This window comes from Ignavibacteriales bacterium, assembly GCA_015709675.1.
In the GTDB taxonomy this organism is placed as follows: Bacteria; Bacteroidota; Ignavibacteria; order Ignavibacteriales; family Ignavibacteriaceae; genus H2-BAC3.
In genome coordinates, this window is the sequence record CP054182.1 from 3,295,992 (window position 1) to 3,320,722 (window position 24,731).

The 24,731-nt window shown below is 43.2% G+C and carries 16 protein-coding genes and 1 tRNA gene; 5 read left to right on the forward strand and 12 right to left on the reverse strand.

Going from position 1 to position 24,731, the window contains the following annotated elements:
- Positions 1-20 precede the first annotated feature (20 nt).
- The gene (locus tag HRU80_12815) at positions 21-872 is read left to right on the forward strand and encodes a hypothetical protein (GenBank protein QOJ29705.1); all 852 of its coding nucleotides are present in this window, start codon (positions 21-23) and stop codon (positions 870-872) included.
- A gap of 1,051 nt (positions 873-1,923) precedes the next feature.
- Here HRU80_12815 and HRU80_12820 read toward each other — a convergent pair.
- From HRU80_12820 to HRU80_12830, 3 genes are all read right to left on the reverse strand, one after another.
- On the reverse strand, positions 1,924-2,787 hold the full coding sequence (locus HRU80_12820; protein QOJ29706.1) for a hypothetical protein: 864 nt from the start codon (positions 2,785-2,787) through the stop codon (positions 1,924-1,926).
- A 580-nt stretch (positions 2,788-3,367) separates the two neighbouring features.
- Entirely contained in the window at positions 3,368-3,697 is a 330-nt protein-coding gene (locus tag HRU80_12825) for a hypothetical protein (GenBank protein QOJ29707.1), read from the reverse strand.
- Positions 3,698-4,243: 546 nt separating this feature from the next.
- A tRNA-Pro gene (locus HRU80_12830) sits at positions 4,244-4,317 on the reverse strand.
- Between the two features lie 137 nt (positions 4,318-4,454).
- Here HRU80_12830 and HRU80_12835 point away from each other — a divergent pair.
- Genes HRU80_12835 through HRU80_12845 form a run of 3 tightly spaced genes read left to right on the forward strand, consistent with a single transcriptional unit; the run spans position 4,455 to position 7,590 of the window.
- Positions 4,455-5,681, forward strand: coding sequence for an ABC transporter permease (locus HRU80_12835; GenBank protein ID QOJ29708.1), 1,227 nt, complete (start codon positions 4,455-4,457; stop codon positions 5,679-5,681).
- On the forward strand, positions 5,682-6,917 hold the full coding sequence (locus tag HRU80_12840) for an ABC transporter permease (protein QOJ29709.1): 1,236 nt from the start codon (positions 5,682-5,684) through the stop codon (positions 6,915-6,917).
- A complete protein-coding gene (locus HRU80_12845) occupies positions 6,910-7,590 on the forward strand; it encodes an ABC transporter ATP-binding protein (protein QOJ29710.1) in 681 nt (226 codons plus the stop codon). The genes HRU80_12840 and HRU80_12845 overlap by 8 nt, the downstream gene beginning before the upstream one ends.
- A gap of 4 nt (positions 7,591-7,594) precedes the next feature.
- On the opposite strand, the gene HRU80_12850 is transcribed toward HRU80_12845, so the two are convergent.
- The 7 genes from HRU80_12850 to HRU80_12880 all read right to left on the reverse strand — a co-directional run bounded on the left by HRU80_12850 (position 7,595) and on the right by HRU80_12880 (position 20,104).
- Positions 7,595-9,085 (reverse strand): leucyl aminopeptidase family protein, encoded by a 1,491-nt coding sequence (locus HRU80_12850; GenBank protein QOJ29711.1) that lies wholly within the window; start codon positions 9,083-9,085, stop codon positions 7,595-7,597.
- Complete coding sequence (locus tag HRU80_12855; GenBank protein QOJ29712.1) at positions 9,082-10,089, reverse strand: bifunctional oligoribonuclease/PAP phosphatase NrnA; 1,008 nt, start codon at positions 10,087-10,089, stop codon at positions 9,082-9,084. The genes HRU80_12850 and HRU80_12855 overlap by 4 nt, the downstream gene beginning before the upstream one ends.
- Before the next feature lie 152 nt (positions 10,090-10,241).
- On the reverse strand, positions 10,242-11,279 hold the full coding sequence (locus HRU80_12860) for a 2-oxoacid:ferredoxin oxidoreductase subunit beta (GenBank protein QOJ29713.1): 1,038 nt from the start codon (positions 11,277-11,279) through the stop codon (positions 10,242-10,244).
- The gene (locus HRU80_12865) at positions 11,279-13,111 is read right to left on the reverse strand and encodes a 2-oxoacid:acceptor oxidoreductase subunit alpha (GenBank protein ID QOJ29714.1); all 1,833 of its coding nucleotides are present in this window, start codon (positions 13,109-13,111) and stop codon (positions 11,279-11,281) included. The genes HRU80_12860 and HRU80_12865 overlap by 1 nt, the downstream gene beginning before the upstream one ends.
- A 189-nt stretch (positions 13,112-13,300) precedes the next feature.
- A complete protein-coding gene (locus HRU80_12870; GenBank protein ID QOJ29715.1) occupies positions 13,301-15,085 on the reverse strand; it encodes a thioredoxin fold domain-containing protein in 1,785 nt (594 codons plus the stop codon).
- Complete coding sequence (locus tag HRU80_12875; protein ID QOJ30552.1) at positions 15,082-16,725, reverse strand: NAD+ synthase; 1,644 nt, start codon at positions 16,723-16,725, stop codon at positions 15,082-15,084. Before HRU80_12875 ends, HRU80_12870 begins: the two co-directional genes overlap by 4 nt.
- 484 nt (positions 16,726-17,209) lie before the next feature.
- A complete protein-coding gene (locus HRU80_12880; protein QOJ29716.1) occupies positions 17,210-20,104 on the reverse strand; it encodes a glycosyl hydrolase in 2,895 nt (964 codons plus the stop codon).
- 207 nt (positions 20,105-20,311) lie between these two features.
- Here HRU80_12880 and porQ point away from each other — a divergent pair, with 207 nt between their 5' ends.
- Positions 20,312-21,241, forward strand: a complete 930-nt coding sequence (porQ, locus tag HRU80_12885; protein ID QOJ29717.1) for a type IX secretion system protein PorQ — start codon at positions 20,312-20,314, stop codon at positions 21,239-21,241.
- A 1,279-nt stretch (positions 21,242-22,520) separates the two neighbouring features.
- Here the strand turns inward: porQ and HRU80_12890 are convergent.
- Together HRU80_12890 and nadA are read right to left on the reverse strand one after the other, a co-directional pair.
- A complete protein-coding gene (locus HRU80_12890; protein ID QOJ29718.1) occupies positions 22,521-23,555 on the reverse strand; it encodes a fatty acid desaturase in 1,035 nt (344 codons plus the stop codon).
- A gap of 140 nt (positions 23,556-23,695) precedes the next feature.
- Positions 23,696-24,691, reverse strand: a complete 996-nt coding sequence (gene nadA, locus HRU80_12895; GenBank protein QOJ29719.1) for a quinolinate synthase NadA — start codon at positions 24,689-24,691, stop codon at positions 23,696-23,698.
- Positions 24,692-24,731: the final 40 nt, after the last annotated feature.

Sequence of the window (24,731 nt, forward strand, 5' to 3'; positions counted from 1 at the left end):
ATCGTTTTCAGGGAGTTCTCATGAAACGCTTCGGTGCTCTTACAGTTCTGTTCCTTATTTCACAGCTCTTTTTATTCACGGGCTGCGAAAGCAATGATAACCCGGTCACGCCACCAAGTGAGGTAGATCAGCGGTTGATTGGAACGTGGGTTAGTATAGATACTCTTCCCGGAATTCTTCCCCCATATAATCTTTCAGTTAACTCGATTACCATAACCGCAGATAAAAAAATATTCCGTAACGGTTGGGAGCTTTCTACCGGCAAATTACTGCCAATTGAGACATACTTTCCGGGAAGAATCCTTAAAGCCTCCGGTGATACCTTAAAATATGATGGTCTATCTTCAGGATGGTCACTTGTTCAAACATACAGATACCGGTTTGAATCAATTTCACTAATACTCGAAAATGGCTTTGAGAAATTTGCTTACAAGAAAACCAAACCGGGGGCAATGATTTTTCCAATAATTACCTGCGATCTTTCTTACAACTTCATGGACAAGATTTTTAAGAATGATTCACCCACCTGGACTACTTCTGCTAAACTTCGTACTTATAATGGTGTTAAAGAAATATACGCTGTCTCCAAAGGCCTTTTGCTTCGCATTATAATTCCTGAGTTTCAAGGGAAAGGAACCTACCCGATTTATTATAACCAGGCACTCCTTCAAAATCTTGGGGGTGATGTTGCTTATCGCTTTATAAGTGATTCAGTTGAAACCGGTCAACTGGTAATTGAGGAATATGATTCTGATAATAAAATCTGTTCGGGAAGATTTGACTTCAGTATCATTTATGATGTATCCTATCCAAATCCGCCTACCACAAAAAGGGTCAGCAACGGAAGGTTTACCGTGCCGATATTTGATTAACATTTAACTTTGTATTATACAGATACAATGTGAGAAGATGCAAATACTAACCGCATGTTTTATAAACACGGATGGTTTGCACTTGCAGTGTCTCAAATCCGTCAAAGGGGAACAACGGCAAATCCATTTTTTGATTCCCGATAAATGTTTTTTCTCGAGAATCGTCACATATTCGCCCCTGAGACGCCGCAAATGCAATAGTCCTATCAATAAATAGCATTCGGTTAGCATTTGCGACGTCTCTACAAAGGACAATCCAATTTTTGTAGAGACGTTGCAATCGCCGCCACGGATATATACAGGCCATCGAATTACCGCGGCGATTGCAGCGTCTCAAACCCGTCAAAAGGATACCAGGGCAAATTCATTTTTCATTCACGTTACATGTTCTTTCATGAGACCCGTCAAAGGCAAACCATTGCGTTGGTTTACAAATCTCCCTATGTTCTTCCATGAGACCCGTGAAAGGCAAACCATCGCGCAGGTTTACAAATCATCCCCATGTTCTTCCCTGAGACGCCGCAAATGCAATAGTCCTGTCAAGGTGTAGCATCCGGTTTACATTTGCGACGTCTCTACAAAAGACAAATCGAATTTTTGGTGATGTTACAAAGAATAATGTCGGGGCGGTCCCGAAATTTCGGGAAACTTGCGACCTCCCACGATACAATGATTTAAAACAAAAAACCCTCAGAAAAACTGAGGGTTTTTTATTGTCGGGGCGGTCCCGACAAGTCGGGAAACTAGCGACTACATGATCCAGCTGAAGATACTAATTAAAATAAAAACCTTTATAACTCTCCTTCTAAGTTTGAGCTGGATTCAAAGTTAACAGGGGCAATATAAAGGTACATCTCACAAGAGGGGTCGTTATACCATGGTTGATTTTTATCAGTAAAACAAACTTCAAAGGTCACTTATAATTTTTTATAAAAACAGATCACCATAACAGAATCTATTTTTTTAAGTATAAATACTACGATGAAACAAAAAAGCCGAATTAAAATCTAACGGGAGGAAATTTTCCATAAATCGATAAATAAATCGCTATTTACGATATAATACCAAGTTTATATTTCCATTTTCTTATAACAAACTGCAGTGCAGCGATTTCATAAGTCGCCCAACCAGGCCCATATTTTCTTGACACAATCATAATTCCAATCATTCTAAATGGGAGCAATATCGTTAGGCTATACAATCCGAGCCAACCTTGAAGAATTAAAAATAAAATCAAAATAATAAAAAGAGAAGAATCATGTGACCACATAATAATGATTGAGTACACAAATGATGGTACCCTCATCCAAGTCCAGAATCGGCATAATTTTGCATAAAAACTTGATGCACCATTTACATAAAATCTAAAAAATTCAGCCATAAATATAAGTGCTGAATAAAGAACAGCAATTAAAATGCTTTCATAATACATAATCCCAAAAAGAAAACCTATTTCTGGAGCTCTCTGTACCCAGAATATCAAATAGTATGCCTCACCAAGTATTTTTTCTCTGATGGTTGGACTTTTAGCATATAATTCTTTTGTTTCATCTAAAAACTGCTGAAGTGAATACGAATTACCAAATTTATATCCGGTTCTACTCAAGAGTTCATTAATATTTGGTACATATGGTAAATGAAATTGAGTTATAATTGATTTACGTATAAGTATAATTCCCAACGATAGTAGAAACAACATTCCAAAATGATTAAAATCCATAACTTTATAATATAGAGTGATGATTGCTAATATTCCGACTAAAATGGCAATCCATGATTTTACATGACCACTAAATTTCCAAAGGACAGGTGGGTAATATGATCTCCCATAAGGATTAACTATGGAAGAATAATACCAAACAAAAACATTCATTCCGAGGGCTGAAATAATAATTAGAAATATAAGTTCCAGCATTTGATTCCTAATAGTTTAATTTTATCATCAATAATATTACAATTTTGTATTACTTTATTATCACAATTGGTCTACTGAGTTCACTTACGATAGAACTTATGCTTCTTGATCTAAAATAAATAAGTGTAGAATAAACACTGCCTTCTATTCTTCAAGATGAATGAACTTAACTGTGGGATGATACTTTTTCAATATCTCTGCCGCTTTTTTTGTCTTTTCTTGAAGTAATTTTAGTTCTTCCAAAGTCAAAGGAACATTAAGATTAGCATCAGTTGCCTTAGGAGATCGTGAAAAAATTTTTTTCTCTCGTGATTTCATACATTAAAAATTCAGAGTCTATATAATGATTTAGAAAACTATTTTATTTAATTTCTTTTTTTAAGAGGAGTATATTTCCTTAAGTGCCTCTCTTATGAGTCTATGTCTTTCTTCAATTGAGGTCGAGAGAATGTTTACTGCTTAGAATTAAATTAATTTTATTTATCCTCTCGAACCTTATGATTCTTTAATAACTAGTTTAACAGCAGCACCAAATTTACATTTTTTTCTTATAGATCCTTCTTAGATTGGAGAATTCTGCCTAGGAGAGCGTTATGGGTAATCCAACCATAGCACTAAGATGAAGGTTGTACCAAGCCGTTTCTCTGATCCTTGGAGTTAACTTCTCTAATTGCCATAGCGGTTCACTATCGTCCCACTGATTTTGGTATGGGCTGTAATTAAGTTCTTTCACGATCAAACTCAGAATTTTGTTCAGCAAATCGTAATTAATGTCAATCTCCTTTCTAAGTTCCGCCTTCTCATCATCTCTTTTGGGTTTTTTTCTCAAATTATCCCATTGTTTCTCAAGCTCCAAAGTCATTTCCGTCAGCCCGATTAAATCACTATGTTCTTGGTTAGTAAGTTTCATTTAAGACTCCGCTTTTATTTTCTAAAAATAGGAATAATTTTTCAATATTTATCTTAGGGCAGTTAGTTTTAATCTAGAATTATTATTGAAAATTTGAACTTTTGAATTCGAACAATTAGCTGATTTTTGACTAAAGCATTAAAAATAATTATCAAGACTTTGAATTTGCTAAGCTTTGTGCGTAATATCCGTTTCTAAGAAGTCAGGCAGCTTTCAAATAACCCAAATTTATAACTTAAAATATCCTGATAAACTGGAAGTCCTTCTTATGTCGGAGCGGTCCCGACAAATCGGGAAACTTGCGACCTCTTGCTCCCAAAGCTGTCGCGATACCGTTTCGAGACTAGGAAACGCTCAGAATCGAATTTTGTGTCTTTGAATTCTTGAAGATTTGGATTTAAAAAGAAAAAGCCTTTATAACAGATGTTATAAAGGCTTTATTGTCGGGGCGGTCCCGACAAGTCGGGAAACTTGCGACCTCAATTAATAAACAGCTCTAAAATAAAAAAAACCCTTATAACTCAATGAGTTATAAGGGCTTATCAGTCGGGGCGGCAAGATTTGAACTTGCGACCTCCTGCTCCCAAAGCAGGCGCGATACCGGGCTACGCTACGCCCCGAGACTATTTCAATCTGTTTCACGATCCATCCCGAAGTATTTCTTTTCTAACAAATCGTTAAAAAACAGAATCACAAATATAATCTCCTTTCCTTTCATCTGCAATAGTTTTAATTTTAGGGCTAAATTATTTTTATTATGAGACAAAAACTCCGCTTTACCATACAGTTCCTCTCCCCCCGCAAAAGCGGAACAAGGATGTCCCTGTTCTCTACTATTGTTATAGCCGGTATTGCCCTCGGAGTGACCACCCTGATCATTGCCCTGAGCGTCCTTTCCGGATTTGAAAGCACCATCAGAGAAAAGCTCATTTCGCTGGACTCCCATATCCAGATTACCGGATTTAGTGACCGCCAGCTTCCTGATACGACCAGAAATATCTATGTCATTCGGAGTATTGCCGGTGAAAAACTTGAGGCAATCTACCCGGTTATCAGTAATGCTGGAATCGCCGGAAAAGGTAAACTGAAAGAAGGAATTGTAATCAGAGGTGTCAGCGGTGACTACCTTGCCGGGAAACAAAATCTTCAGATTTCCTCCGGAGACTTTAATCTAACTTCAGGAGAACTCCCTGCCGCAGTGGTAGGAAAAACCGTGGCTGATAAACTCTTCATAAAGCCAGGTGATGCTATTATCCTCTTTCTTCCTGAGAAAGGACTTACTTCCACTCTCTCTCCCGAAAATATTGCCGTACAGCGATTCAGGGTCAGCGGCATCTTCGAAAGCGGCATGGCAAAATATGACGACAGCTTCATATATATAAACATAAGCACGGCAGCCGGACTGCTTGGATTTGAAAACAGCGTTTCCTCTTACGAACTGAAACTGAATACTATTGGCGGGATTGACACGCTTGTAAACAATCTGCAGGATAATCTTGATTACCCTCACTATGTACGCTCGGTGTTTGATATCAATCAGGCGCTGCTTACCTGGATTGATCTTCAGAAAAAGCCGATCCCCATTGTGCTGGGTCTTATCATCCTGGTTGCTGCTTTTAACATCATCAGTGCGATTCTTGTTCTCATTCTTTCGAAAGTAAACAGCATCGGAACACTCCGTGTACTTGGCATGAAGCGCTCAGATATTGTCACCATGTTTCTGCTGAAGGGACTGCTGCTTGGTACGGGCGGAATTGCCATCGGGAATCTGCTTGCCTTGCTGCTTTCAGCAATTCAGCTTGAGTTCAATATTATTACTCTTCCTGCTTCAGTCTATTTTGTGTCGCGTGTTCCCCTTTCAATCGATCCTTTCAATTATCTGATTACATCGGGTATAGCATTTCTTCTGGTGCTGATGATATCAGTAGTACCTGCTTTTCTTGCCGCATCCATCAGACCGGTGCAGTCAGTGAGGTTTGATTAAATGAACAGCGCTTTATTCATCGCTAGGCGGTATTTGTTTTCAAAGAACCGGATAAAGTTTATATCCATTATTTCTTATCTTTCAGTCGGCGGTATTACGGTAGGTGTGGCAGCACTGATTATTGTGCTGGCAGTGTTCAACGGATTCAGCGGACTGGTGCGCTCTCTTCTGGTGAACTTTGATCCCCACATCCGGATAGAAGCTGCATCTGCAGGAGATCTCAGATCACTCGATTCACTGAAAGAATATATATCATCACGGAGCGATGTGGTATCATACTCCCCGTTCAGCGAGGGAAAAGTGATGATTATGACCAGCAAATTTTCACGGGTTATCACCCTGCGGGGGGCTGATACAGAAACAGGCAAGGGAGTGTATAATCTGCAGGGAACTACGGTTTTAGGTGAATCTGATCTTAGTGAAAGTGAATCGGGCCACACACCGATACTAGTAGGGATTCAGCTCGCTGATAAAATGCAGATTCTGCCGGGAGATATTATCTCACTTGTTTCCCCTTTCGGATTTGAGAATGTTGCTGCCGGACTAGCCCCGCCAAAAACCCTTATTTGTGAAGTCGCCGGAATATTTTCCGTCCAGAATAATGATTATGATGACGGACTGATTTTTGCCCCCCTTGAAGATGCTTCATCGGTGCTTGGTTATGGCAGTAACTTTCAGGGGTGGGATATTAAACTGAGCAATTATGAACACGCGGATGACTTTGCCAAGGAATTCGGAAAAACATTCGGAAATAATTCATACATAGTAAAAACCTGGTTTGATTTCCATAAAGATCTTTATACCATGATGCAGGTTGAACGGTGGGTAGCATATATACTGCTTTCCCTGATTATCCTTGTCGCTGTTTTTAATACGCTCGCGTCGCTTACCATGTCAGTCCAGTCAAAAAAGCGGGATATCGGCATTCTTGCAACACTTGGCATGAACCGGGAGTCAATCAGAAAGATTTTCCTGTATCAGGGGGTAATGATCGGCTTTATTGGAACAATCGGCGGTTTCCTGCTTGCTTTTGCTGTTTATTATATCCATCTGAAATATAATATCTATCCTCTTGATGCAAGCCGGTTCAGAATAAGCGCGATGCCTATGGAACTCCACTGGGCTGACTTTCTTGTAACCGGACTGATGTCCTTTTTCCTCTCCGTTATTTCGTCACTTTATCCGGCTAAGCGGGCCGCTGAATCTGATCCGCTTCAGGCAATCCGATATGAGTAATACTATTCTTTCAGCCCGGAATATCGTAAAATCTTTTTCCACCGACAGAAAAGAACGGCTGGAAATCTTAAAAGATATTTCGCTTGATATCATAGAGAAAAAAATTACGGTAATAGTTGGTCCTTCAGGCGCCGGAAAAAGCACGCTGCTGCATATTCTCGGAGGCCTTGATAAACCGGATGCAGGTTCAGTTCATATCCTTGGACAGGAATTAAGCAAACTAAGTAATTCACAGACTGACAGTCTCAGAAATTCTTCAATAGGATTTATCTTTCAGTTCCATCATCTCCTGCCTGAGTTTTCTGCCGAGGAAAATATCATGATTCCTCTGCTCATTAAAGGTATCAGCCGGGGTGAAGCTCAAAAGAGAAGTGACGAACTGATAGAACTGGTTAATCTCTCCCATAGAAAAAAGCATCGTCCTTCAGAATTATCCGGCGGAGAGCAGCAGAGAATTGCGGTTGCAAGAGCAATAGCTAATGATCCCCCGCTAATTTTTGCTGACGAACCAACAGGCAATCTTGATTCAGCCAACAGCGAAGTTATCAATAACTTTTTCATCCGGCTGAGGGATGATTATGGCAAGACCCTGGTGATCGTAACTCACAACAAAGACCTTATGGCAATTGCCGATAATACAGTAGCCATGCAGGACGGAAAAATTTCCGGCTGAGCCGCTATTTCTTCAGCGCTTTATGCCAGTCGGAGTTGAGGAACTCTACAAGCAGTCTAACCCCAGTTCCGCTCATATAGGTTTTGTTATATGGCGTTATTGTTTGCGGCATTGAAGGGCCTGCAATATCAAGATGTATCCACCTCTGTGGATCAGAAACCCAGTTTTCAAGAAACTTCGCAGCCGTAACCGCTCCGCCCCATCTTCCGCCGGTATTTTTAACATCCGCAACATCACTTTCGATCAGCTTATTGTAATCATCCCATAACGGCATACGCCATACTCTCTCGTAAGTTTTAAGCCCGGCTTTATATATCGTATCAGCCAGAGTGTCATCATACGCAAACATGGAGGTAACAAATTCAGCCAGAGCAACAGCGCTTGCACCCGTAAGAGTTGCAAGGTCGATAAGCAGATCAGGTTTTAGCTTTGAGGCATAATGAAGTGCATCCGCAAGAATCATTCTTCCTTCAGCATCGGTATTGTCAACCTCGATTGTTTTTCCTGATGAAGTTCTTACAATATCTCCCGGCCTCATTGCTGAACCGGAAAGCATATTTTCAACTGCCGGAATCACAACAGTAATGTTATACGGCAGTTTAAGATCATCAGCAGCTTTTATCAGTCCGGCTGCAACAGCACCGCCGGCCATATCAGCTTTCATTTTACCCATGCCTTCAGCCGGCTTGATGGATATACCGCCAGAATCAAAACAAACACCTTTGCCAACAATGGCAACATGTGGTGCGTTTCGCTTTACTGATCGGTATTGCATGATGATCATCCGGGGTTTATTATCACTTCCCCCGCCAACCGCAAGAATGCCCCCCATTTTTTTAGTCTTGAGAACTTTCTCGTTCCAGACCGTCACTTTCACGTAACGGGATGACAGTTCTTTTTTGCATATTTTGGCAAATGCATCAGGTGTAAGAATATTTGCAGGCTCATTAGCCAAAAGCCGTGCAAAGAAAACAGATTCCATCAATTTTTGTGTGTAGCTAATTCTGGCCTGATAGTTCTTTGCATCTGACGATACAAAAATAACCTCCGGCAGAACTGGTGCCTTTGCTGAAGATTTATATTTGGAAAAACTATACGATGCATAAATTACCCCCTCAACGGCAGTCTGAAGCAGATAGAATTCAGAGTCAAACAGGGAATGCAGTTCTTCACTTTCAGGCAGGCAAATATATACGGAATTAAAATTCTTTTTCACCAGACCTTTCATAAAAAGGTATAAATACCTGCGGAAGTAGTCCATGTGTATTTTTCCGCCGTTTACCTTTGCTGAAAAAAGATAACTGTTTTCCAGCCCCTCAAGCGGTGTCATCAGTTCTTCCTGGGAATGGATAATTGTCTTTATATACTTGGCCGGAAGATAGTCTTTTACTGCCTCAGGCAGTACTGCTGTTTTTGTACCCGGCGCAATCATCCAGAGTACTACCGTATTATTCTGTATTTTTTTCGGAAGTACTTTTACTGACCCTATTTTCACTGATTTTCCTCGTTTTTTGATTCTGACAAATATTTCTTTATTTCCCCAACGATTTCGGTGATAAATGAATCAACGGGGGTAAACAGTTTCGGTATTCCCGCCGCATTTTTATGTCCTCCCCCACCGAATTTACGTGCAATCAGATGAACTTCGGCGGCCCCTTTAGAGCGGAGGCTTGACTTAAATCCCTCTTTAAGATCAACTATTTTTACTCCGACTTTCACGGTGTTAATCATCATCATATACTGCTCAAAACCTTCGGTATCTTCGGGTGACATACCATACCGGTTCAGCATATCCCGTGTAATATGGATGACAGCTATTTCACTCTTATCACCGTATATCTGCATGGTGGTTATCATCTCCCCGATTGCCTTCATTCTGCCAAGCGTGCCGGTCTCATAGATATTTCTGGTTACCAGCATCATATCTGCTCCCAGTTCAATAAGATCAGCAGCCATGCGATGAACCTCAGGAGTGGTGCGGTCAAAGCGGAAACTGCCGGTATCGGTAACCAGTCCAAGGTAGAGAGCCTGTACTGCATCTTTGTTGAATGCATTTGGATTCATCGCTTTAATTACCCGGTAAACCAGTTCACATGTTGAAGAAGCAAGCGTGTCAGAATAAATCCATTCAAATACATCCTCCGGAAGCTGATGATGATCTATACAAATCTTCATTGCGGAAGAAGCCCTTACCGCCTGCTCCATAGAGTGAATACGGGAAATATTATTAAAATCAAGACAGACCACCACACCCGCCTGGGATATAAACTCATCATGCTTTCCGGGAGAATACCACTCAAGTAAATTGCCCGTGTCAGCAAAAAGAAGATACTCCGGCAGCGGAGAATGACTGATTATTTTTCCCTCTTTGCCATAACTTTTAAGCAGATGATAAAACCCTATGACTGACCCGATTGCATCACCATCCGGATTAGCGTGGGTTGTTATCACAAACTTTTTATGCCCTTTTATAATTTCTTCTAACTTATTTATATCCATACACACTTATTAATGAATAATTAACATTGAATAATGAAAAATGCATTAATAAACACCTCACAATTCATACTTCATAACTCATAATTAAAATAAAAATCCCCGCCGTCTCGTACTAAATGAAGCGGCGGGGAAATTTTTCTGTAAGTAAAGGATTACTTCACTTCCCAGGTATTTGCACTAGTGAAGAGAGCCATAAGATCTCCCTTCCCCTTTGCTGCGGTGATGTCATCAATCTGCTGCTGAACATCCGCATCATAGGTATTCTTGGTTGTCTGACGGAAGACGCCAAACGGAACCGGGAAATCTTCCATCTCAGTAAAGTGAGAAAGAATGGTTGCCCTTACCGGACTCTTGTCTAATTCATCATGCACCCAGCAGTCATCCGCTGAATACTTACCGCTGCTTAAATCAACAACCTCCGGAGTAAATCCGTTCAAACGGATACCCTTATCTTTGTTTTTTCCAAAGATAAGCGGCTTGCCATGTTCCAGGAATATGGTTGTATCCGGCTTCTGATCTTTTTCCGTCAGGTGCTCATAAGCGCCGTCGTTAAAGATGTTGCAGTTCTGATACACTTCAATAAGCGCTGTGCCTTTATGCTCAGCGGCTCTGTTCATCATTAACTGCATATGCTTCGCGTCACGGTCCATGGTGCGTGCAATAAAGGTGGTATCAACGCCGAGCGCAACTGCAACCGGATTAAACGGATGATCAATTGCTCCGTAAGGAGTGCTCTTTGTTTTCTTTCCCTTTTCAGATGTCGGGCTGAACTGTCCTTTTGTCAGACCGTATATACGGTTATTAAACAGGAGAATCTTCAGGTCAACATTTCTTCTGCATGCATGGATAAAGTGATTGCCTCCGATGGAAAGCAGATCACCGTCACCTGTAGCAACCCAGACTGAAAGATCAGGGCGTGCAACCTTAACTCCGGTAGCAATTGCAGGAGCGCGGCCGTGAATTCCGTGGAATCCGTAGGTATCCATATAGTAAGGGAAACGGCTGGAGCATCCGATTCCTGATACCCATACAAAGTTTTCCTTTGCCACATTCAGATCAGGAGATACTCTCTGCATCTGAGCAAGGATAGAATAATCACCGCATCCAGGACACCAGCGTATATCATTTGGTGTCTGGAAATCTTTTACGGTTAATTTCGGGTTTTCAGTTTTTACTTCTTCAGCAGCCATTATTTACCTCCTAACATGCTGATAATTTTTTCTTCAATTTCCGCCGATTTAAAGGGAAGCCCCTCTACTTTCGTCAGACTTTCAACCGGATAGAGATATTCAGCTTTAAGAATATGAGCAAGCTGACCAAGATTGATTTCTGGTACCAGCACTTTCTTGAATCTCTTAAGCACTTCACCGGTATTTTTCGGCATCGGGTTAAGATATCTCAGATGTGCCTGGCTTACCTTGTATCCCTTTGCAAGCACCTTGGTTACAGTTTCAGTGATTGCGCCGTAGGTACCGCCCCATCCGAGAACGAGGAGTTCACCTGACTGCTCACCGCGTACTTCAAGATCAGGTATATCATTCTCGATATGTTTGACTTTCTTTGCGCGAGTGCGTACCATGAAGTCATGGTTCTTTGTATCATAGCTTACATGACCGGTGATATTTGCTTTTTCAAGACCGCCGATTCTGTGTTCCAGTCCCGGTGTTCCAGGAATTGCCCATGGGCGTGCATAATTTTCATCACGCAGGTATGGGAAATATCCTTCTTTTTCTGTTCTGAAGGTAACTTTCATCTCAGGCAATTCTTCAATAGCGGGAATCTTCCACGGTTCGGAACCGTTGGCAAGATATCCGTCAGTGAGAAGAATAACCGGAGTCATATATTTAAGTGCAATACGGCTTGCTTCAACAGCCATGTGGAAACAATCGCCTGGTGTTGCTGCTGCAACCACGCAAACCGGTGATTCACCGTTTCTGCCATACATTGCCTGAAGCAAATCAGCCTGTTCGGTTTTGGTTGGCAGTCCGGTGCTCGGTCCGCCTCTTTGAACATCCACAATAACCAGAGGAAGCTCGGTCATAACACTGAGTCCCACAGCCTCCATCTTAAGTGCAAGACCGGGACCTGATGTGGTTGTAACAGCAAGCGACCCTGTAAAGGATGCACCGATGGCAACGCAGATACCGGCAATTTCATCTTCTGCCTGAACTGTTTTTACGCCAAAGTTTTTGAAACGGCTCAGCTCATGAAGAATTTCAGATGCCGGAGTGATTGGATATGAACCGAGGAACAACGGAATGCCTGCCTGATGAGATGCTGCAACCATTCCAAGCGCAACAGCTTCGTTGCCGGAGATATTGCGGTAGAGACCCGGTGCCAGTTTTGCCGGTTCAACTTCATAACGGGTGGTAAAAATTTCGGTGGTATCACCAAAATTATATCCCGCGTGAAGCGCCCGTTTATTGGCTTCCTTCACCATTTCATTTTTCTTGAATTTATCTTCAATCCACTCTAATGTTGGTTCAAGCGGTTTTGAATAAAGCCAGAACATCAGCCCGAGCGCAAAGAAGTTTTTGCATCTGTCTTTTTCCTTCATGGAAAGAGTCAGACCTTCCAATGCGGCATGAGTCATTTTTGTGAGCGGAACCGGAATTACATTATATCCGTCGAGTGAATTATCCTCAAGAGGATTGGTTTCATACTCAGCGAGTTTAAGATTTTTTGAATCGAACGCGTTTTCGTTTGCGATAATCGTAGCATTTTTCTTGAGATCACGCAGATTTACCTTCAGCGCAGCCGGATTCATGGCAACCAGAACATCAGGGCTGTCACCCGGAGTCTGAATGTCAGAGCTGCTGAAATGAAGCTGAAAACCGCTCACGCCGTAGAGGGTTCCGGCAGGAGCACGGATTTCTGCAGGATAATCCGGCAGTGTGCTCAGGTCATTTCCCATCAGCGCGGTTGTGTTGGTAAACTGCGAACCGGTCAGCTGCATTCCGTCTCCTGAGTCGCCTGCAAAGCGGACCGTCACATCTTCAAGTACTTGGACTTCTTTTTCCATTTTTAGAACATCTTCCGTTTAATTTTCTATGTAAGGATAGTTTGCTAATTTATAGCAAATACCTTTCCAAACTTTTTCTGTTATCCCCTTTTTAAAACCCCCATTAAAGCCATTAAACAGCATTCGGCACAAAATTCGCTTATCCGAATTTCTTAGAATTGGAAAGAAAAATGCTGTTTCTTAATCCTGTTAATTTACCGATTTAAGCATCGCCAAAAACTCTTCAGCGTTAACAAATCCGGTAATTCTTTCTACCTCTTTTCCTGAAGAGTCAATTATCAGTACCGTGGGAACACCCACTATCTGAAACTCCTCACGCAGTTTTTCAACTTCCGGTGACATTGATTTGGTCAGATCTGCCTTAAATGTCTTAAACTCCTCAGACTTTTCAATAACTGCCGGATCGGAGAAGGTAAGTTTATCAAGCTCTTTGCAGGGGATGCACCAGTCCGCATAAAAATCGATAATCACTTTATCCCCGCTTTCAAGCGCCTGCGAAAATTCTTTTTCATCAAACTTCTTCCAGGCGATTGACTGCTCATCGGTGGGTATCAGAAACCATACTGCCACTGCCAGAATAAGCACTGCAAATGAATTCTTGAACACCTTAAATCCTTTGAGCTTTTCTGATACCTTCTCAAAGAACAGCAGGTAAAGAGCCGCTACCATCATAAAAACAGGGAGTGAATACTCTTTGAAAGGTGAAGGAAGTACCGGCAGGAGGAAATAAACTGCCATTCCCAGAAGAATGAATCCAAAGATATGCTTTACTGACTCCATCCACATACCAGCTCTCGGGAGCGCTTTGATCTTACCCGAAAATATCGCCAGAACAAAATACGGGAGTCCCAGACCCAGCGCCAGCACAAAGAACATCAGGAAACCATAAAGTGGATCTGACTTTGCCGCAACCACAGTTACCAGCCCCAGTACAAAAGGCCCGATGCAGGGTGCTGCAACGATGCCCATAGTAAGGCCCATAAAAAACGCACCGTAAAGCCCTCCCCTTGCTCCGCCTGCCATATTTACCAACCCGGAAGGCAGCTGAAACTCATACACCCCGAACATGCTAAGTGAAAGTGCAACAAGAACAAGCACGATAGCAACAATCACATAGGGACTCTGCAGAAGCGCGCCGAACACCGCACCGGTGAGTGCTGTAACAACTCCAACAACTGAATACATAAGCGCCATGCCGAGCACAAAAAGCGCACCCAGCAAAGCAAGTTTTTTGGTATTCCCCTCACTCTGACCGCCAAAATATCCGACCGTTATGGGAATCAGCGGATATACACAGGGAGTCAGGTTTAATGCAAGTCCGCCCAGGAATACGATAAGCAGACTGAAGAGCAGACCGGAACTTTCAAGAAGCCCGGTCAGTCCGTCATCATCTTTTTTTTTTACATCCTCAACCGGAGGAGTGTAACTCATGTCAATATTTTTAAAAATCTGCTGATTCACTTCGTTAATCAGCTCTGTTTTGGGAGCTACCGTCACCACAAGCGTATCAGTGGTGTAATTCGGTGCAAGGCAGGTTGCATTATCACAAGCCTGATAATCAAGGCGGATGGTAAGTTTCAGCTCACCTTCCGGTATATCATCCGGAATCTGAATGAGCGCGCCGATATATACGGTTCCTTCATACACCGAAACCGGCACATCAGAAAAACTGAACTCCAGTTCTTCAGCATGGGGGAAAACCACTTTGTTAACATTGATCGGTTTGTCACCGGTTATGGTTAACTCTGAAGGAATAAGAAATTCATCCTTTGGCGCATTGGAATTAATATGCCAGGTGCTGTCAATGGCTACCTCAACGGCAAGTTTCACCTCGCTGCCGGAGTGCACCTTGTCAAATGATATATATGATTTTATTTTAACCAGATCCTTTTTACCGCCGAACTGCGCCTGTGCCTCGTGAGCAAAAAACACTGCAAGCAGTAAAAAGAGTGATGTTATAAAGCGAAAATTCATTCTCTGCTCCATCGTTGAACAATTGGAAATCTGCGGCCATAGCCAAATGCTTTATAGGAAACCCGTAAAGCAGGTGCGGCCTGTTTTCTTTTAAACTCATTTAAATCAACCAGCCGGAGGATTCTTTTCACCGTATCCGGTTCACCCACAACGGATGTGATTTCCTTTATCTCCATATTCTCTTCAAGATACATTTTAAGTATCCGGTCAAGAAGATCATAGGGAGGGAGGGAATCCTGATCCGTCTGATTATACCTCAGCTCAGCCGAGGGGGGTTTTGTGATAATACTGCGCGGAATAATTTCCTCCTCACGGTTCAGATATTCAGCAAGCGCGTATATATCAGTTTTGTACACATCCGCGATCACCGCAAGTGCGCCGCACATATCGCCATAAAGCGTGGCGTATCCGGTTGCCACCTCGGATTTATTTCCCGTGGTGAGCAGCAGGTGGCCATGTTTATTCGAGAGTGCCATCAGATAAAGTCCCCGGGTGCGCGACTGAAGATTTTCCTCCGTCACATCCGCCGGTTTACCGCCAAAATAAGGGGTTAAAACTTCAAGCAGCTTTTCAAACACCGGCTGAATCGAAACTGATAGTGATTGGATTCCTGTATTGGTAATAAGTTTCTCGGAATCTGAAATACTGCCCCGCGAACTGTAAACCGAGGGGAGCATAACCGTATAAACATTTTCCGGCCCGATTGCTCTGGCAGCCAGAACCGCCACAATTGCTGAATCAATCCCCCCGCTTAAGCCAAGTAAGACGCTCTTAAAACCTGTTTTAACACAATAGTCACGGATACCCAGCACCAGCGCATCAGTAACTTCCTCCTCAAAAGACCGCTCAACAGTAATCAGTTTCTTGGGGAGTGCTTCATGCGTGTCAAAAACAAAAAAATCTTCCTGGAACAGCTTTCCCATTTTTACAAGCTGCCCCGTGTTGCCGAAGCAGAAACTCCCCCCGTCAAAAATTAAATCAGTCTGGCAGCCGGCATGGCAGACATACACCAGAGGCACCTGATACTTCTGGCTGATGCTTGAAAGCATATCCCGCTTTTCTTCCCTCTTACCATAAGAATAAGGGCTGGCGCTGATGTTGATGATAATCTGTGCCCCTTTTGCTATCTGGCGCTCGACCGGGTCAACCGGGTAGAGGCGCTGCTTCCAGTAGTCTTTATCGTTCCAGATATCCTCGCAGATCGATATGCCTAATTTCTCCCCCCTGAACTCAAAAATATCATTGTGCACGGCTGATTCAAAATAGCGCATCTCATCAAAAACATCGTAGTTTGGCAGAAGTGTTTTATGCTGGATGAACCGCACTTTTCGCTCAAAACAGAGATAGGCTGAATTAAACAGGTTTGTGCCGATGGTATCATGCTCTTCAGATATTGCACCAAAAATGAGCCCCGTTTTGCCGGTTGTGCCGGCAATCGCCTCAATTGCACGGAAAACTGCCTCTCTGAACTCCCTTTTTTCGACCAGATCAAGCGGAGGGTAGCCAAGCAGAGCCATTTCAGGGAATACTGCCAGGTCTGCTCCGGAGGCAGAAGCACGGTTATACCCCTCCAGGATCAGCTTTTTGTTGTATTGAATATCTCCGATAACCGGATTAATCTGGCAGACTGCTATTTTCAATGATACGGACACTTTCAAAAAAATCAGTTGTAAATATAGGCAGATCAGCCCTATTTTTTGGAGTTATAAAGGGTGGCTGGCAGGCAGAATTCTGGGTGTACCGGCGAATAAAATTGGGAGAGCCGGCAGTCCCTGAGACGTTGCAAATGCAAAACATCACAGACAGTTACACATCCTCAGAGAGACAATGCATGCATCGTTTCTACAAATATCATGTATTTTTTCGGTAGAGACGTTGCAATCGCCGCTACCTATATATATAACCATCCAATCCATCACGGCGATTGCAGCGTCTCAGACCCGTCAAAGGAATTACCATGGCTAAATCATAAACCCGTCGCATGTTCGTCCCTGAGACGCCGCAAATGCAGTAATCGCTAAAAGAAAAACATCCGGTTAGCATTTGCGACGTCTCTACAAAAATTGCTGCTCATTTTTATAAAAATCAAAATCCTAAATCAATTCATACTTCATAATTCTTTTCTCATTTTCTCTTGCTCTTCTGTTCCGTAACAGTCAGATCTGCTTCGAGAACTGAATCACCTGCACTTATGCTCAGAACATACTGACCCGGCAATAGATAATAGTTTCCGTTTTCTTTCTTCTCTGAGCGGATTGATTTTTCCTTTTGTTTTGCATTAAGCAGTTCACTTCCCTCCTGCGTTATTTCAAGCGGGCAGCGGAAATAGTTTAAACCTGCGTCTGCATTAATCACCTTTGTGTAGAGAGCTTCATCCTCAAGTGTTGCTACGGTTATAGTCACCTCTCCGGCATCTTTAACATAAAACGGTATTACTACTCCTGAGGTTCTGAATTCACTCCATGCATAGGTTTTGTTTCCCCAGTTTTTGTCATAACGGATGCTAAATTCATTCTTAAACAGATGAAGCTGTTTTGCAAGAAGCGTGTCAGTGAGCAGCTGAAGTTCATCCAGAGAAATTTTATAGAGTGACCTTCCGTGTGTTGCGGCTATCAGGTCTTTCTCCCTCTCCTGTATTGCAAGTGCGTGAACCGGTGCGGCGGGAAGAGACTTCCCGAAAGGAAAAAATGATTTCCCCCGGTCAAGTGATATATACAATGAGTGCCCGGTTCCGATATACAGGATATTCTGATTAACCGGGTCTTCAAGAACTGCGTTTATTGCCTCAGTAGGCAGATTGCTTCCAAGACGGGTCCAGCTGGCGCCAAAATCATCAGACATATACAGATGCGGCTCAAAATTATCCCACCTGTAGCCGTTCAGTGCAGCGAACACTCTTGATTCACTGTGCCGAGAAGCAATAAGTGAGGAAATCCAGTAGTCCTTTGGAAGTTTTTCACCAATCTTCTTCCAGGTGACTCCGCCGTCCTTTGTCAGATGAAGCAGTCCGTCATCAGTCCCGGCGTATATCGTGCCAAATGAAAACCGTGACTCATCAAACGCAGTTATGGTAGAAAACGGCACATCCCCTTTTCTGCCTCCGGTGGTCAGGTCACCTGAGATTGCAGTCCAGTTCTCTCCTTTATCCATCGAGCGGAAAAGCTTTTCACCTCCCATATAGAGGATATCCGGATTATGGGTTGAAAGCCTTATTGGTGTTTTCCAATTGAACCGGTACGGACGGTCACCGAGTTTATGTACCGGTGATATATATTTTTCATCTTTTGTGATACGGTTGATGCGGAAATAGTTCCCGAACTGGTACCCGGTATATACTGTTGCATTGTCGCGCGGGTCAATCTGAATTTCCATACCGTCACCCCCCATCAGTTCAGTATAAGGGTAATGGCCGTACTGATGCCAGCTTACATCAGCTTTATAGGTTGAAGGTCCGTACCAGACGCCGTTATCCTGCAGCCCGCCATAGACATTGTAGGGCTCTGCATTGTCAACCGCCACGGTGTAAAACTGCCCGACTGACGGCGTATTGCACTTAATCCAGTTTTTACCTCCGTCATAAGAGATGTTCAGTCCGCCATCATTTCCGTTAATAAGATGATCCGGGTTTTTCGGATTGATCCAGAGTATGTGATGATCAACATGCACATTTTCCTTTTGCACCGAAACAAAAGTTTTGCCGCCGTCAGTTGATTTAATCAGCGGGACTCCAAGCACATAGAGTATATCAGGGTTTGAAGGAGCCGCATTCACCTCTCCGAAGTAGTATCCGTACGAATACACAAAATCATCAATTGGTTTCTCGTGAGTCCTGGCCCAGGTTTTCCCCTCATCCTTACTTAAGTAAATTTCTGCTCCTTTGACCGGTGTATCAAAAAGCTGGCTGTTGCCGTCTTCAAGAAAGTGAACAAGGTGGACTGGTTTTAGTTTTCCCTCTTTTACATCTTTTTTTATCTCCTTTGCATTATACTTTTCCGGAAAGCTGTAATAATCCAGATAAGCATTAATATCATCATCTGTGAGTGAAAGAAATGCTTCGTTACTCATCGTCCTGAGCATATCTTTAGTTAATGCAAGAGGTACTGGCTTGGTTTCAGTTCTTCTTTCCTGATTGTCAAGCACGGCATAAATCCAATCTGGTTGTGCAGGTGAAATGCTGAAACCAATCCTGCCGGTTCCTTCACCATCAGGAAATCCGCTGCTGCTGCCTGAAATCTTTTTCCAGGTCTCCCCCCGGTCTGTACTTTTATATATCCCGGAAGTTTTGCCGGCTTCTTCAAAATCCCATGCACGGCGTGTGCGGTACCACATTGCCGCATAAAGTACCTCCGGTTTCTCAGGATGCTGTATCACATCAATCGCGCCTGTGTTTTCATCAATGGCGAGAGTCTGCTTCCAGGATTTCCCGTTATCAGATGATTTATATATACCGCGCTCCTTGTTCGGTGAATAGAGATGCCCCAGAGCAGCTACAAAGAGAATTTCCGGATTCTGATTATCAATAATGATCCTTCCGGTACGGTGAGTTTCCTCAAGTCCCAGATTCTGCCAGGTGCGGCCGGTATCCCGGCTCATAAAAATCCCCGGACCGCTGTAAGAGGAACGGCTGGAATTTTTTTCACCCGTGCCCACATAGATAGTGTGATTTTTCCAGTTCACCACGATATCCCCGATGGTCATTGCCGGCTGATCTTCAAATACCGGACTAAAGGTGGTTCCGTTGTTGCTGGTTCTCCATACCCCGCCGGAGGCGTAGGCGACATAAAACTCGGCCGGGTTAGCCGGGTTAACATCCACGTCCACAATCCGTGCACTCATCACGGTCGGGCCGATTGAGACCGCCTTAAGATTTTTGAAGAGGGACTTTTCCTGCAGTTCCATCCGTTTGCTAAATGCTTCTAAACGTGCATCCGCGGGTGTTGCCGGGACAGGATTTTTAGCTGGCTGGGAAAATATCTGAATGAGGGGAATAATTACTAAAAGCAGAACTAATTTTTTCATGAACTAAACCGTATTTGATGATATCCCAAAATATAAGGAATTTCCGTTTAGGGGGTGCCCGGTTCAAAACCTGCCGGAAGGATTTCTCCTCTTCGTTTTCCTTTGCGTCTTAGCGTCTTGGCGCGAATCCCCCCAAAATAAGCATCCAGTTTTCACTTGTCTATTTCCCTCATTATCAATAAATATGCGGTGATAATTCAGGACAATATGAAAAAATTCTCTTTAATAGCACTATTTACCCTGCTGACGGCACAGGTTCCGGCACAGGGAGTATTCGAGTTTCTTAATCTGGAAATGAGTCCCCGCTCCGGTGCTCTTGCTGGAAGTTTCACCGCAGCCAATGATGATCCGGATATTATATTTTCCAATCCGGCCGGGCTTTACGGTCTGGAAGGAACCCCGGTTTCTTTCTCCTATCTGAAGCATGTTCTGGACTTCAACTTCGCTTCCCTTTCAGGTTCCTATGAGATTAAAGATTTCGGGCGGCTCTCCGCAGGGGTGAAATACGCCAACTTCGGTACCTTCACCGAAGCGGATGAATACGGCAATAAATTTTCGGAATATGGCGCAGCCGATATTATGTTCGTCACCGGATATGCTAATGAGATAGATAAAAATTTCCATTACGGCGTGAACCTGAAATTCATTTACAGCGGAATTGCGGATTACTCTTCAACTGCCATTGCAGGTGACCTGGGGCTGCAGTATCTCATTCCGGACGAAAACTGGGTATTTGCAATTGCTTTCAGAAATTTTGGCACCCAGTTAAGCTCATATATTGAAACGAAAGAAAATCTGCCGTTTGAAATGGCTCTCGGTGTTTCAAAACGGCTTCAGTATCTGCCCCTCAGGTTATTTGTTGACTTCAGAAAGTTAAATGAAGAGCAGGACTCATTCCTTGACCGGTTTAAGGCATTCACTTTTGGCGGTGAGTTCACCCTGAGTAAAGCAGTTAAACTGCGTGTCGGTTTCGATGCTGAAAAACGCCGCGAGTTAAAAGTTGGTTCATTTGCCGGACTTGCCGGATTAAATGTTGGTCTCGGGTTTAATGTTCAGGAGTATCATGTAAGTTACGCTTATTCATCATTCGGGGAAATTGGCGCTCTGCACAGATTTGGGGTTTCAACGAATTTATAAGAATATATATTCATCCAAAAAGACACGCTCCGGCGTGTCTTTTCGTTTTAAAGAGAATTACATAAAAACGTATCCAGCACCGAATCCGAAGGATTTGCAGAGGAGGTTTGGTGTTTCAGTTTATTTTCCAAGATTTATAATCCCGTAGAGACACGCCGCGGCTTGTCTTTGCAATCTATAAGCAAATTTTATTTTAGTGAACCTGCGGAGCAGGTGACCCGTTAATAGCAGCCCGTATAAACCATATCTGTGAACCCCGGCGAGTCGGGGTGACCCGTCAATAACAGCCAGTATACACAATTTCCTTAAACCCGCAGCGCGGGTGACCAGTCAATAACAACCCGAATGAATGATTAAGAAAATTGTGGCCGCTATTTCACGCCTTACCAATTTCTCACCCCCAGATCTGCGACTCCTCTGGAGTCGGGAGGGTTTCCTTGTGATCTATTTTACTACCGATTTGTGACTCCTCCGTAGTCGGGAGGGGGTTATCCCATGCGATCTTGTTTACAATTTCACGCCTCACCAATTTCCCACCCCGAGAATTGCGACTCCTCTGGAGTCGGGATGGGTTCCTTGTGATCTTGTTTACTACCAACCTGTGACTCCTCCGGAGTCGGGAAGGGGCAATGATATACCGACTTTTCTGTATGAACCCCGACGAGTCGGGGTGACCCGTCAATAGCAACCCGCATAAACCATATCTGTGAACCCGCAACGCGGGTGACCCGTTAATAGCAGCCCGTATAAATAATTTCCTTAAACCCGCAGCGCGGGTGACCCGTCAATAACAGCCCAAATTAATGATTAAGAAAATTGTGGCCGCTATTTCACGCCTCACCAATTTCGCACCTTGTGATCTGTGACTCCTCCGGAGTCAGAATGGGTTGTCACATTGTTATATATATTCCCAACTTTCGACTCCTCCCGAGCGAGGATGCGCTACTCCCAAATCCTATATATTACTTATTTATTGCGTTTTCTTCGTAGAGACACGCCGCGGCGTGTCTCTACAATGCTATACTGATCACTATTATTAAAGAGTGGTAATGAATTTTTTGAGTTTACTTCCAACCTGTGACTCCTCTGGAGTCAGGAGGGGTTCCGCTTGATCTTGTTTACTACCAACCTGTGACTCCTCCGGAGTCGGGATGGGACGCCCCCTGCTCATATATGCTACCAATGTTCAGTTCCTCCGGAATTGGTATGAGAAATTTAAAACAAAAAAGGCGGCAAAACTTTTACTGTTCTGCCGCCTTATAATTCGATGTGGAATTATCTATGCGAAATGCCTGTCGCCCCTCAGAATGGAACGGATATTTCTGAAACTCACCAGTTTTTTCTCCTTCTCATCCCACAGAGTAAGCATCATACTTCTGAAACTTGACTTCAGTGTTATCATGTATGCATTATGAAAAAACGGATTTTCTTTATGACATTTTTCCAGAAGGTAATTCGGAATCTTCGGACTCAGATGATGTATGTGGTGAAATCCGATATTACCGGTGAACCACTGTAAAATCTTCGGTAGACGGAAATAGGAACTTCCCTTTATGCCAGCAAGGGAGAAATCCCATGACTCATCCTTAGACCAGTAAGCATCTTCAAACTGATGCTGCACATAAAAGAGCCAGATGCCCGAGGTTGATGAAATCATGGTAATAGGAAGCTGAATTAACAGAAGGTTCAGATATCCGATAAAATATCCAATCGTTCCGTAAAAAATCAGGATAAAAAGATTAAGCCAGTATATACTCGGATACGTCGGTGCAAGAGACTTGGAGCGCGCGATCGGGAAACGGTACAGCACCAGAAAGAGCAATGTGGGGACTATTCCGAAAAGCACAACCGGATTCCGGTATAAACGGTATTTGAAACGCTCCCATTTGGAGGCTTTCATGTATTCTTCCACCGTCATGGTGTAAATGTCACCGATACCGCGCTCATCCAGATTGCCGCTGCCGGCATGATGAATATTATGGCTCTGTTTCCAGTATTTATAAGGTGTAAAGGTAAAAATGCTGCAGATCCTGCCTGCCCAGTCATTTGCCTCACGGGTCTTGAAAAATGAACCGTGGCCGCAGTCATGCTGAAAGATGAAAATCCTGATAACAAATCCCGCCGTGGGAAGCGCAAGCAGCAGGGTTAGCCAGTAGCTAATATCAAGACTCAGGTACATCAGCACCCAGGATGTTATAAACAGGAAAAATGTGGATGAATACTGCCAGATGCTGCTGCCGGTTTTTGCCTTTTGATATTTGGCAACCAATGCACGCCAGTTAGCAGATTCCGGGAAAAAGTCAGATGCCCTCATCAGGTCCTAAGTAATTTGATAATGAATAAAGAAAATAATGATTATCCGAAAATTAAATAAAGTCAAAATTATTGCTGAATGAAAATCTTAAATTATTTCTCTGATGGTTTGAACAAAGAAGCCTCTCAGAGTTCCTCTCATCAGCTCATTTCAAGCATACGCTCTATCGGAATCAGAGCTTTGCGGATTATCTCCTCATCCAGAAGAATTTCCGGCTGCTCGTCTCTCAACGCCAGATATACTTTCTCCATGGTATTAAGCTTCATGTGAGGACACTTATTGCACGGACAATCCTGCTCCGGAGGAACCGGTATAAACTTCTTCTCCGGTCTGCTCTTTTGCATCTGATGGATAATGCCCGGTTCTGTGGCAATCAGATACTCCGTTGCTTCATCCGATTTGATAAAATTCAGCAGTGCGCTGGTTGACCCGATGAAGTCTGCCTCCTTCAGTATTCCCGTCTCACACTCCGGATGTGCAATGATTTTTGCCTGCGGAGCATCTGCCTTCAGACGGAGCAGTTTTTCGTGGCTGAATGTCTCATGAACAATGCAGCTTCCTTCCCAGAGCATCATATCCCGGCCGGTTTGCTTTATCACCCATTTGCCGAGATTTCTGTCAGGTGAAAAGAGAATTTTCTGATCAGGCGGTATCTGGCTGACTATTTTTACGGCATTGCTGGATGTACAGATAATATCGCTCAGTGCCTTTACCCCCGCTGAGCAGTTGATATAAGTAATAGCCAGATGATCCGGATTCTGTTCCCTGAACTTTTTGAACATGGGAGGAGGGGTTGCATCGGAGAGACTGCAGCCCGCGTTCAGATCGGGTATCAGTACTTTTTTACCGGGATTAAGAATCTTGGCCGTCTCAGCCATAAAATGGACTCCGGCAAAAAGGATGATATCCGCTTCAGTTTGTTTGGCTTTTCGGGAAAGTTCAAGACTGTCACCGATAAAATCAGCTACATCCTGAATCTCACTCTCCTGATAATAGTGAGCCAGGATAACAGCATTCTTTTTCCGCTTAAGTTCTAATATTTCTTCTGTTCTGTTGATATTCTCAACACTTTGTTCATTCATCATTTTTCCTTCTTCCCGAATCTGAAAAGAGTTTCCCATTATTGGAAAACGCATTTAGCCGGTATTATTCGTATTTCGTCTGAATTGCAATATT

Coding starts and splice junctions, on each gene's coding strand:
- HRU80_12880 (QOJ29716.1), bottom strand. CDS start 20,104: ATGAAAAAATTAGTTCTGCTTTTAGTAATTATTCCCCTCATTCAGATA.
- HRU80_12890 (QOJ29718.1), bottom strand. CDS start 23,555: ATGAGGGCATCTGACTTTTTCCCGGAATCTGCTAACTGGCGTGCATTG.
- HRU80_12845 (QOJ29710.1), top strand. CDS start 6,910: ATGAGTAATACTATTCTTTCAGCCCGGAATATCGTAAAATCTTTTTCC.
- HRU80_12855 (QOJ29712.1), bottom strand. CDS start 10,089: ATGGATATAAATAAGTTAGAAGAAATTATAAAAGGGCATAAAAAGTTT.
- HRU80_12860 (QOJ29713.1), bottom strand. CDS start 11,279: ATGGCTGCTGAAGAAGTAAAAACTGAAAACCCGAAATTAACCGTAAAA.
- HRU80_12815 (QOJ29705.1), top strand. CDS start 21: ATGAAACGCTTCGGTGCTCTTACAGTTCTGTTCCTTATTTCACAGCTC.
- HRU80_12835 (QOJ29708.1), top strand. CDS start 4,455: ATGAGACAAAAACTCCGCTTTACCATACAGTTCCTCTCCCCCCGCAAA.
- HRU80_12840 (QOJ29709.1), top strand. CDS start 5,682: ATGAACAGCGCTTTATTCATCGCTAGGCGGTATTTGTTTTCAAAGAAC.
- HRU80_12865 (QOJ29714.1), bottom strand. CDS start 13,111: ATGGAAAAAGAAGTCCAAGTACTTGAAGATGTGACGGTCCGCTTTGCA.
- HRU80_12820 (QOJ29706.1), bottom strand. CDS start 2,787: ATGCTGGAACTTATATTTCTAATTATTATTTCAGCCCTCGGAATGAAT.
- HRU80_12825 (QOJ29707.1), bottom strand. CDS start 3,697: ATGAAACTTACTAACCAAGAACATAGTGATTTAATCGGGCTGACGGAA.
- nadA (QOJ29719.1), bottom strand. CDS start 24,691: ATGCGTTTTCCAATAATGGGAAACTCTTTTCAGATTCGGGAAGAAGGA.
- porQ (QOJ29717.1), top strand. CDS start 20,312: ATGAAAAAATTCTCTTTAATAGCACTATTTACCCTGCTGACGGCACAG.
- HRU80_12870 (QOJ29715.1), bottom strand. CDS start 15,085: ATGAATTTTCGCTTTATAACATCACTCTTTTTACTGCTTGCAGTGTTT.